At 65.3% G+C, this 10,545-nt stretch carries 11 protein-coding genes; 8 read left to right on the top strand and 3 right to left on the bottom strand.

The genetic code is table 11. The features are described from left to right. Positions 1 to 220: acyl-CoA dehydrogenase C-terminal domain-containing protein (locus QH470_RS03440; RefSeq protein WP_280270373.1), on the top strand; the 220-nt coding region annotated here is incomplete at its 5' end. A 43-nt stretch (positions 221 to 263) separates the two neighbouring features. Here the strand turns inward: QH470_RS03440 and QH470_RS03435 are convergent. Beyond that, on the bottom strand, positions 264 to 1,109 hold the full coding sequence (locus tag QH470_RS03435) for a LuxR C-terminal-related transcriptional regulator (protein WP_280270777.1): 846 nt from the start codon (positions 1,107 to 1,109) through the stop codon (positions 264 to 266). A gap of 288 nt (positions 1,110 to 1,397) precedes the next feature. Between QH470_RS03435 and QH470_RS03430 the strand changes: the two genes are divergently transcribed. Continuing rightward, entirely contained in the window at positions 1,398 to 2,030 is a 633-nt protein-coding gene (locus QH470_RS03430) for a TetR/AcrR family transcriptional regulator (protein WP_280270776.1), read from the top strand. Between the two features lie 38 nt (positions 2,031 to 2,068). Here the strand turns inward: QH470_RS03430 and QH470_RS03425 are convergent, their stop codons facing one another. Continuing rightward, complete coding sequence (locus tag QH470_RS03425; protein WP_280270775.1) at positions 2,069 to 2,194, bottom strand: hypothetical protein; 126 nt, start codon at positions 2,192 to 2,194, stop codon at positions 2,069 to 2,071. 219 nt (positions 2,195 to 2,413) lie between these two features. Between QH470_RS03425 and QH470_RS03420 the strand changes: the two genes are divergently transcribed. The 5 genes from QH470_RS03420 to QH470_RS03400 all read left to right on the top strand — a co-directional run bounded on the left by QH470_RS03420 (position 2,414) and on the right by QH470_RS03400 (position 8,236). After that, positions 2,414 to 4,240, top strand: coding sequence for a hydroxysqualene dehydroxylase (locus QH470_RS03420; RefSeq protein WP_280270774.1), 1,827 nt, complete (start codon positions 2,414 to 2,416; stop codon positions 4,238 to 4,240). 236 nt (positions 4,241 to 4,476) lie between these two features. Further along, the gene (locus tag QH470_RS03415) at positions 4,477 to 5,427 is read left to right on the top strand and encodes a TIGR03620 family F420-dependent LLM class oxidoreductase (RefSeq protein ID WP_280270773.1); all 951 of its coding nucleotides are present in this window, start codon (positions 4,477 to 4,479) and stop codon (positions 5,425 to 5,427) included. Between the two features lie 977 nt (positions 5,428 to 6,404). Further along, on the top strand, positions 6,405 to 6,995 hold the full coding sequence (locus QH470_RS03410) for a DNA/RNA non-specific endonuclease (protein WP_280270772.1): 591 nt from the start codon (positions 6,405 to 6,407) through the stop codon (positions 6,993 to 6,995). Between the two features lie 26 nt (positions 6,996 to 7,021). After that, a complete protein-coding gene (locus tag QH470_RS03405; RefSeq protein WP_280270771.1) occupies positions 7,022 to 7,618 on the top strand; it encodes an SMI1/KNR4 family protein in 597 nt (198 codons plus the stop codon). 159 nt (positions 7,619 to 7,777) lie between these two features. Further along, positions 7,778 to 8,236, top strand: coding sequence for a hypothetical protein (locus QH470_RS03400; RefSeq protein ID WP_280270770.1), 459 nt, complete (start codon positions 7,778 to 7,780; stop codon positions 8,234 to 8,236). Between the two features lie 112 nt (positions 8,237 to 8,348). On the opposite strand, the gene QH470_RS03395 is transcribed toward QH470_RS03400, so the two are convergent. Then, positions 8,349 to 9,566 (bottom strand): PucR family transcriptional regulator, encoded by a 1,218-nt coding sequence (locus tag QH470_RS03395; protein ID WP_280270769.1) that lies wholly within the window; start codon positions 9,564 to 9,566, stop codon positions 8,349 to 8,351. Positions 9,567 to 10,001: 435 nt separating this feature from the next. Here QH470_RS03395 and QH470_RS03390 point away from each other — a divergent pair, with 435 nt between their 5' ends. Further along, positions 10,002 to 10,253, top strand: coding sequence for a hypothetical protein (locus QH470_RS03390; protein ID WP_280270768.1), 252 nt, complete (start codon positions 10,002 to 10,004; stop codon positions 10,251 to 10,253). The last annotated feature ends 292 nt before the right edge of the window (positions 10,254 to 10,545 follow it).

The raw sequence follows: 10,545 nt of genomic DNA, 5'->3' as shown, positions 1-10,545 counted from the left end.
GCTCTCCGTCGGCGACCTGCTCATCGGCTGGCAACTGCTGCAGCAGGCCGAGATCGCCATCAAGGCCCTCGACAACGGCTCCACCGAGCCGTTCTACCAGGGCAAGGTCGCCACCGCGCAGTTCTTCGCCCGCAACGTGCTTCCGGAACTGACCGCGACCCGCGCGGTCCTGTCCAACCTGGACAACGACATCATGGAGCTCGACGAAGCGGCGTTCTGAGCGAACGTCTCCTGGAGAGCCGATCGGTGCCGCGCGCGAGTGCTCACTGCTCGCGCGACGCCGCCTCGCCTCGTTCGACGACCGCACGATAGCGATTGACGGCGTCGATGCGCGACACCGCGCCCAGCTTCACGAAGATGCTCCTGAGGTGCCGTTTCACCGTGCCTTCGGTGATCGACAGCGTATTCGCGATCTGCCGGTTGGACATCGCGCCGGCGACCAACTCGAGCACCTCGATTTCCCGATGGGACAAGTTCCCGACGTCGGATTCGTCTGTGTTCGTGAGGAATTCCCTCGGAACGTTCAGCGTGACCCTGGTTCCCTCCGTCGTCACGCTCCGGATCGCGCTCGTCAGCTCGCTACGGGAGATGTCCTTGTGCAGGAAGCAGCGCACACCCGCCGCCAGCATGTCGTAGAGCACGGTACCCACATTCGTCGGGCTCAGGACGGCGAGCGCGGCTTCGCGCCGCGCATCGATCAACGATTGCGCGACCTCCACCGGACTCTTTCCCGCGCCGTCGATGTCGAACAACACGACATCCGGGCGCAGGAGCGAGATCTTTTCCGCCGCCTCACCGCACTGCACATCCGACACGACGATGAAATCATCTTCCGAATCCAGTGATTCGCGCATGATCTCCCGGGTAAGCGAATGCTCGCCGACAATCAGAATACGAACAACCCGTTCGGCGTCGGCGTCCTGGCGTACCGCCTCCGGTACCGCCGCACATATCGTAATAGACGGGCGATCCCTCGAGTTGTACATCGAACGCTCTGATTCGCTTGCTCGCCGGCCTTCCATAAACTCCCCCTCCGCACCCTGGTTGCGGCCATTCGCGACATCATCGTCGACCCGCGCCGATATTCTCCGATCGCTACCGCGACCCATGCGGCAACAATATCCGGAATAATTACGCATCCGCCTCGCACCGAAGTATCGACCTGCCGCGCGAACCGAAAGGATAAATGGTGATGGTTTGATAATCCGAAGTCGCGATACCAAGGGTGTCCGATCCCAACGCCCGCCGCTGTCACACCTCGCCGGAGGTGAAAGTAGCGAATCTCCGGTTCGGCCTGTCCACCTCCTGGTAAGCTGCGATTGACGAGTGTTTGCTCGTCTTACCGTGTAGTTTACGAGCGCATGCTCACGTTGTCCAGCCGTGAGAAAGGAGGGCACGTGCCGCAGACCAGCCCAACGACGAGCGATCGGACGCCGGTGCGGAGACAGGCCCGGGGCCTACGACGCCGTGAGCAGATCCTGACCACCGCGGAAGCGGTATTTTCCGAAGTCGGATTCGACCGCGCCACCACCAATCATATTGCCCGGCGCGCCAATATCTCGCCGGGTTCGCTGTACCAATTCTTCGGAAACAAGGAAGAAATTGCGTGCACGCTTCTCCAGCGTTACGTTTCCGAATTGGAGGAAGCCCGCGCCGCCGCAGTGGGGACGACCGGGCAGCCGGAACACGATTTGGCACAATTCCTGGAACGTTCCGTTGATCGAATGGTGATGTTCCACGCAGCGCATCCCGGGTTTCTCCCGCTGTTCATGCGACCCGATAATCCGCCCGAACTGCGCGAGGCGATGGCACCGCTACAGCAAGCCTTGGTCGCACGCGTCCACGAGGTACTGGCCGCGCGAGCGCCACACAAATCCGAAGCGGAGATCGACCGTTACACGCTGATCGCATTGCAGATCGTTCGCGGCATCCTGCCGGTGATTGCGGAATCTCTAGAGCCGGAGCGCTCCCATCTGACCGCGGAGCTGAAGCGCGCACTACACAGCTATCTGACCGCGGTCCTCAATTAGTCGGGCGGGGCGGAGTCCGTCAGCCCCTCGGTGTGGCTTCACAGCGAGGCGATGAAGGTCGCGGTCTCTCGGCCCACGTCCGAGAGCAGTTGGACGCGGTCCAGCCCGTCCTCTTCGGTGGTGCGCCCACCGATCGTATCCGCTGGATCGAAGCTCCGACGCACCGATCTCGATCTGACAAGCCGAAGAATTTGCATTAACATCCTCTGTGTCTGGCAAGGCCATGTCACTCAAAGCTGTTAGTGCACAGGACTATTCGTACTCGTTCACGGGTCGCTTGGTCGCTACATGTCCAGAATGGGTGTTTGCGTCACCGCTTAGGAAGTGGATCGAGTCGCCGACCGGACTGTGACCGACGAAACCGACAGGGAGACAACCGCACCATGCCCGAACCGTCCGTTTCTCCGCCACCGGCGCACTCGTCGGTCGACCACAACCACGCGGTCGGCCGCCGGTCACTGCTGCGGGCGACGGCGGGGGCGGCCGCACTGGGAGTGACACTCGGTGCGCCGTCGCGGGCCACCCCGCCGGGCGGGGCGAGGCAGACCGTGGCCGTGTTCGGCGGTGGAGTCGCGGGATTGTCGGTCGCGCAGGAGCTTGTCGAACGCGGGTTCGCCGTGACCGTCTACGAGCGCACCGCCGAGCTGGGCGGTAAGGCGCGAAGCAATACCGTGCCCGGATCGAGTGCCGACGGCCGACCGGAATTGCCTGGGGAGCACGGCTACCGAGGGTTTCTCGGCTTCTACCACAATCTCGACGAACTGATGAAACGCATCCCGTACGGTCTCGGACGCACCACATTCGACAACCTGGTGCCGACCGGAACGGGTCGATTCTTCCGCACGGGCGGCCGTCCCGAGGTCACCATCGCCAACGTTCCGCGCCCGTGGAATCCGGGACTCACTCTCGCCGAACTCTTCACCAACATGCTGTCGGTTCTGGACACCTCCGGCCAGATGCCTCCCGCCGAAGCCGAATTCTTCGCTCGCAAGCTGCTCGTATTCATGACCAGCAGTCCCGAACGCCGCGAACACCAGTGGGAGCATCTGACCTGGACCCAGTTCCTCTGTGCGGACACCAAATCCGCGGAGTACAACGCGCTGCTGGCGCGCGGCCTGACCCGCAATCTGGCCTCCATCCGCTCGGAGGACGCCAATGCCCGCTCGGTCGGGATTATCGGCGAAGCCTTCCTGCTCAGCCTGCTGGGATTCGGAAACACGCCCGGCGCGGTCGCGGTACGCGTCCTCGAAGGTGCGACGAACGAACTGTGGATGCACCCGTGGATCACACATCTGCGCAACTGCGGCACAGTGTTCGAGACCGGCTGGGAGGCAACATCTCTCACCGTGTCCGCCGGACAACTCACCGGCGTGCTGGCGCGAAACCCCCGAGATGGCCTACGGACAATCGAGGCCGACTGGTACGTGCTGGCGATGCCTGCCGAACGAGCGGCCCCCTTGTTCACCGGTCCGGTCCTGGACGCCGACCCCGCTCTCGAAGGCGTCCACTTACTGCGCACGGATTGGATGAGCGGCATCCAGTTCTATCTACGAAAACCCTTGCCCCTCACCGCGGGCGGCACCAGTTTCGTCGACTCGCCCTGGGCCCTGACCTCGATCAGCCAAGCCCAATTCTGGAAGCGCGATATGACCACCTACGGCGACGGGACCGTCCACGACATACTCTCCGTCGCCATCGCCGAATGGACGACCCCCGGCATCGTCTACAACAAACCCGCGCGCGACTGCACCCGCCAGGAAATCGCCGACGAAGTCTGGGCACAGATCCTCGCACACCTCAACGACAACGAACCAGGACTGCTTTCCGCGGCGGATCTGCACTCGTGGCATCTCGACCCGGCCATCACCGGGACCGGAACGCCCCACGCCGCCAACGACACTCCCCTGTTCATTCAACAACCCGGCTCCTGGCAGCATCGCCCGTCCGCGACCACCGCCGTGGGTAATCTGTTCCTCGCCTCCGATTACGTTCGAACCGATATCAACGTCGCCACCATGGAAGGCGCCAATATCGCCGGGCGCATGGCCGCAAACGCGATACTCGAGCGCTCCGGCCGCACCGAACCGCCGGCGCTCATCACCACCCTCCAGCATCCACCCTTGTTCGACGCGTTCAAGGCCGCCGACAGTGACCACTACCGGCGCGGGCTGCCACACGCCCTCGACACAGAACAGCCCGCGTTTCCGTAATCGTGAGGACGACGAGGGAGCGCGCGAATACCGCTGTGCCGCAACGCGTCAGCTTGTTCCATGTCACGGAGGAGCGCACAAACATCTCCGAGTAGCACACGCGCTACTCGGATGCGGTCTGCCGCATCAGCGGACAGGCAGTGACCCTGAGAGCCCCCTTGCGTAAGCGGAGTGTCTCTCCATATAGTACCCACCGAAGCGGAGAAATCTCTCCGATACTGGCGGGAGGGTCAGGGATGACAACAGTGACCGAGGCAAGGCAGCACCTGGGACGAATCGGCGTCTGGCTGAACAACGCGCTCACCGCGACCGCTCCGGCCGATGAGCAGCGGCGAGCCTTGGCGCGGATCGAACAGCTGGGGTACGGATCCGCATGGACCGGCGAAAGTACCGGCGGCAGAGACATTTTCGCCAAACTCGGTATCTGGCTGGCGGCCACCGACCGGCTGGTGATCGGGTCCGGGGTGGCGACCATGTGGGCGCGGCCCGGGATCACGATGGCCGCCGGCGCGGCCACGCTCGCCGAAGCGTATCCGCAACGGTTCGTCCTCGGAGTCGGCGTCGGATTCCCCAGGCAGGCCGCGAGTGTCGGGCGGGAGTACGGCCGCCCCCTGACCCGCCTGCGCGAATATCTCGACGAAATGGACACCCAGCCGGAGGCAGCGCTGACACCTTCGGTACCCCGCGCCGAAATACCGTATCCCCGAGTACTTGCCGCGGTCGGACCGAAGATGCTCACCCTGGCGGGCGAACGCGCCGACGGCGCCCACCCGTACGCGTCACCGGTCGCCACGACCGCACAGGCACGAGCCATCCTCGGCCCCGGCAAACTGGTGGTCCCGGAGCAACTCGTCATCTACCACCGCGACCCGGCACAGGCCCTCGCTCGAGCCCGCGAATACCGCGCGCAATCGCTCTCGGCCCTCCAGGTGATCGGCGGCGCCGCCGGTTCACCCTACGGCCGCAACCTGATTCGCCTCGGCTACACCGCCGAACAGGTCAACACGGTGAACGACACGGTCATCGACGCCATCATGTCCCACGGCGACGAATCCGCCATCGCCGCCCGCCTACGCGAACACCTCGCCGCAGGTGCCGACCACATCCTCATCAACCCTGTAGCTCCCGACCTATCCACTACTGTCGACATCCTCGAACGCCTGGCCCCCGCCGTTCTACACCTCTGAACCGTCCAGAGTGGCACCCCACATCGGCACACCAATCCCCCATCGCTTCTCAATGAAAACTAGATCTGCCCGCAATTCGAGTGGTGAGCCCAAGCAGTCACCAAGGGATCGTTAAGGATCGGCGGTCACTCTGACCTCCTCGAAACGTTCGAGATCGAAATTGTTTGGGGAGACAGACAATGCGGGAGATCAGCGTGCTTGCCGGTGTGCGGCTGCGCCCGAGAATCGCCACATCCTTATCTACGACGCCATCCGATGCCGAGCCCCGTCAGGTCGACATCTTCGTGCGCGTGTTGGCAGTCCTGCTCGTCTGGCTGGCAGCCCTGGCGGGACTGCTCGCACCGGCCGCAGTGGCGGAACCGGTGGATTGTGCCGCGCTGGTCGGGCAGATCCAGGCCCACAATCAGGCAGCAGCGGCCCATAACGCGAATCCGCCTAACCCGAAGGATCCGGCCGCTGTCGCGGCCTACAATGCCGAAGCCGAACGCGGCAATGCCGAAGCCGCAGCCCTGAATGCCCAAGCCCAGCAATGCCGTTCACAAGGCCACGACGTCCCCGACGTCGGCGGCGCACCACCACCGAACACCCCCGCGCCCGCACCGGGACCGGCTCCCGCACCAGCACCAGCACCTGCACCAGCTCCTGCACCTGCACCTGCACCTGCACCTGCACCGAAGGTGCCCGGCCCTCCGGCACCCGCCCCAGGACAGGGCGCGCCTGGGTTGAAGGCATCGCCCGCGACTCCCGCCGCGCCGGTCGTAACACAGCCGCTGCCGGTCCCGGTGCGGCCCTCGCAGATCCTCGCGCCGCCGAGCATCCGCCCCGGCACCGCCTACAACCCGGCCTCCGCGACAGGTGCCACACTGAAAGCGCCCTCGCCCCTGCCCGGTAGCGTGGCCTCGAACCCGCGCTTCACCCCCGCCCCCACCGAGCCCATGCAAGCACCCGGACTGAATACCCCACCCGGCCAACCCGGCATGACCAGTACCCAACAGGAATTCTTCGCCTCCGCACCCCGGCTCCTTGATATCGGCAAAGCCGTTCCGACACCTTCGAATTCGGGCAACGGCCAGGTCTACCGACTCCCGGATCTCACCGGCACCGGCGCCACCAGCAACAGCGGCCCCGCCCTCTACGCCGGACCCGGAAACACCCGCGCGGTCGCCGGACCCCTCGACGCACTCGGCCGCCCCACCGGCTCCTACGGCTACCTCGACGCCGCCGGCGCCAAGAGCCCCCGCACCGGCGTCCCCACCATCGACGTCCCGGGCGCGACCGGCGCCTACCAGCGCGGGCACCTGTGGCCCAACCAATACGGCGGCCCCGGCAACATCCCGCAATTCCTCGCCCCCGAACTCGGCGCGACGAACACCGGCGCCATGCGGGTCTACGAGCAGTACCTCGGCAAAATCGTGCGAGGCGCCGTGGACGGAGTTCCGGCACAGAACGTCACCTATTCGAAGGTGCCGATCTACACCGACGACAAGGTCATCCCCGACTACTATCTGCTCCAAGCTTGGGGAGACCAGGGCTGGAACCTGCCACCGACCTACGTCCAGAACTACTGACACCGGCACAGGAAGACACCGAACCGATGACCGCACTGGATGACCTCACTGCACTCCTCCCGCCCCCACCCGGCGCGGGCGCCACCTTCGACTGGACCACCGTCGAACAACGCCTCGGCATCACCGCACTCCCCGACGATTTCAAACAACTCCTCGCGGTATACGGCGACGTGCGATTCTGCAACGCACTGCGCCTGTTCCGACCCGCCGACGAACCGTGGCTCGACCTCGCCGAGGCCACCTTCGCCGCACGAGAACCCCTCGCCGACACCGAATTCGGCGAACCACCGGCCGACACGCCCGCCGGAGTATCGACCGACGCGGCAACCCTGATCCAATGGGGCGGATCCTTCGGCGGCGACTATTGCCTCTGGGACGCCCACCACCCCGACCCAGCACAATGGACCCTGGTATTCACCGACGCCGACAAATTCGACTGGGGCTACTACCCCGGCACCGTTACCGAATACCTCCGCGACTGGCTCACCCGCCGAGCCACACCCATCCCCCTGTGGAACCTCGACACCGTCCTCCCAGACGGAGGCCGACCGTTCTGCGAAATCTACGACCCCACCGACCCAGTAGCCCCCGTCACCGCCCGCGTCGACGCCAGGGCGGGCTGACCATCACCGGCAGGGCTCGAGGTCTGTGGGCATGAGTATTCTCTGACATCCTTATCCGCAGGCGGTTGTTGGAATACTTTGCGCCCCAAGCACATCCAAGGAAGAGATGAAGCGTTACCGCGTCGTGGGCACGGGAAACGCTGACGGGAAGGAACCTGCGTGGAGGACGATGAGCGTCGGGTGTGGGAACTTGCGGTGGGTCTGGGGCTACCCGACGCCACCGGACCCGGTGCCCTCGACGGGGAGGGAATCCACCCGATCGCACTGCTGCTGGAAGAGAGCGCCCATCGGATCCGTGGGCTGAACCGCATCCCCTGCTTCACCGCATTCGGACCCGTCGTGGAACTCGACGAGTTCGCTCTGCGAGCATGGGAAGAATTTCACGACCCCGCACGTGTTCCGGTCGAATGCCGCCTCAGTGTCTATGTGACCGATACCGAGCTGGACGAACTGGTGCGTGCGATCGTGGACGATCTCGGCCTGGATCACGAGGGCAATTCGACAACGGTCGACCGGAAGGTCACGGTGGGTCTACGGCCCATCGCGTTGGAGTTACACGAAAACCGCTTCTACCAGCACCTCGTCCATCAGTACGAAAACCGCTCCGACGCAACCTGATACAGCCCGATCAGATCGGAACTCGGGCGGGCCGATAATCCGTCGATGTGCGGCAATCGTGACAGGCTCTCCCCGAACGCGTAATTCCTGCGCTCGGCCGCCCAGGGCACCGTTACCGCGCTCCGCTACTCGTTGCGGTGAGGTCGGGGAAGGCTTGGATCGCTTGGAGGGCGGCGGCGAGTTCGGCGAGTTTGAGGGGGTCGTCGAGGGTGGTCCCGAGGCGTTCCTCCAGGCGTCGCATCCGGTACCGGACGGTGTTCTCGTGGCAGTACAGGACGCGTCCGGCTTCGGCGGCGGAACCTTGGGCGTCGAGCCAGGCTCGAGCGGTAGCGATATGGGTACTGCGGTCGTTGTCGGGTAGTTCGAGGATGCAGCGCAGGACCCGCCAGACGAAGGAGCGGGTGTTGTCGGGGTTGCTGATGATGAGGTCGCTCAACGGCGTGTCGGGAAGTTGCCTGATGCCGGTGGTTCCGGCGGGCAGACTTTCCATCGCGACGCTGGCGAACCGGGCAGCGCGAGAAGTCCGGTCGAGACGATCGAATTCCGGGCTCACGCCGATGCGTGTGGTAGCAGCGCCCGCGACGATGTCGAGGATGTCCTCGGGTGTGCGTCGCCGGTTGCGGTAGACGATACCGATCTCGCGGTCGTGCTGGGAGCGCCATGCGGAGGCGATGTCGCGGCAGCGCAGGCGATCTTCCAGATGGAGCAGCGCCTCGCCTTCCAGCGGTGGCACTTCCGCGATCACCACCAGGAACGGGCCTTCGAAGGGGATGCCGAGCAGCTGGGAGATTTCCCACGCGGTGTACTGGTCGCTGAGTGTGCCGTCGACGAGCGCGGCGACCAGCGCGGAGCGGCGCCGGTCCAATGACACCGCGCGGGCGGTCATCTCCTCGCGATACGCCTCGGTGACGGCGTTGGCGAATTCGTCATTGAGTTCCCAGATGCCGGCCACGGCATCGAGCAGAGCGTGGGTCTCTCGGGGGCCGGCCGCGCGGGCGGAGTCGAGCAGCCGCTGCCACAGGTGCGCGAAACCCAACCGGTATGCGCGCAGCACCTCCGGCAACGGCGCACCTTGCGCGGCTCGCGCACGCCCGCTAGCCCGGGCGCTCTCGTGTTCGACCGTGTCTGGGCGCTCGAGCTGGCTCAGGCTGCGCGCCAGGTTCTGACGCACCGCCGACCACAGTTGAGTGCGAGTGACGAGGGCATCCTCGCTGTAGATGCCGATGTTGTCCTGGATGAGTGTGGTCACCTCATCGGTGAGTTCGTCGAGTTGTTCCCGGAGTGATGCCGCCAGCCGGGCAACGATGGTGTTCGGGTCGCGGTGCCGCACGGAAGGCGATGCTAGCGTGCGCTTCCAGCCCACGGGTCCTGTTGCCGCCGACACACTTCGCGAGACCACATTGTCGCCGGGAACATAGGCCTTCCCGGCGGCGGCACCGAGAATAGGTGCACCGTCCGACCCCCACGGATACGAGGTCGGACGGTGCAAGGCTCCGCCGGATCAGCACGGGGTGATTCGCCGGAGAGCTTTCCGGAAAGGGCCGACACTGTCGGGATACGGCAGCCCAAGCCACCTTCGCGCAGCGTCGGCCCTTCTCCATCAGCCACAACGGCACAGCGGCGAACGCGATCACCGGCACGAGGCCCTCGACATCGGGCTGTGCGGATGCGGTGTGCCCCCACCGTTCGCTGCGTGGCGAGATCGGCTTCGGGGCGGCGAAATTCGAACGAGGGAGGAACGGGATTGCTGAGGTCACGGTCGGACATGTTGCATTTCGTGGAAGAGGTCAGCGCCCGCTACGGATCTCTCGACGCGTTCTTCGCGCAACTGCATACCGGAGTGTGCGACGCCGACGAGGAACCCACCGTCCAACTGCCGATCGTCACCGACTACCTGCCCGCTGCCACGGCATGGTCGGCGAGCGATCTCGCCGCCCGCCAGACACCGCCGCCGTCCGGCGGAAAGCATCGTAAGACAGCAGCAGCGGCGTGGGCCCGACTCACCGGACGGCCATGAGTTTGGGGCCCCATCCCCACCGGCGGTGCTGCCAGCCCGGCGGGCACGACAACTGTCCCGTCGTCCTCGACGAGATGACTCGCCAGGCACACCGCGGGCAGCGCGTCGCTGGTGAACAGCACCCGCCCGAACGACGCTCTCGGAAGCACATGCCCCCACGCGGAATAGGGAGCGAACAACACACTCACAAGCCCACATCATCGGCCCCGGCGCGGCTCCGCACCAGTGTGCACCGTGCCGTGCATCAGGTGTGGACGGTGGGTTCACCGCCCCGACGACACACCGGCGACAG

Origin of the sequence: Nocardia wallacei (assembly GCF_029868745.1) — a bacterium.
In the GTDB taxonomy this organism is placed as follows: domain Bacteria; phylum Actinomycetota; class Actinomycetes; order Mycobacteriales; family Mycobacteriaceae; genus Nocardia; species Nocardia wallacei_B.
This window is presented reverse-complemented; position numbering and strand designations above follow the sequence as displayed.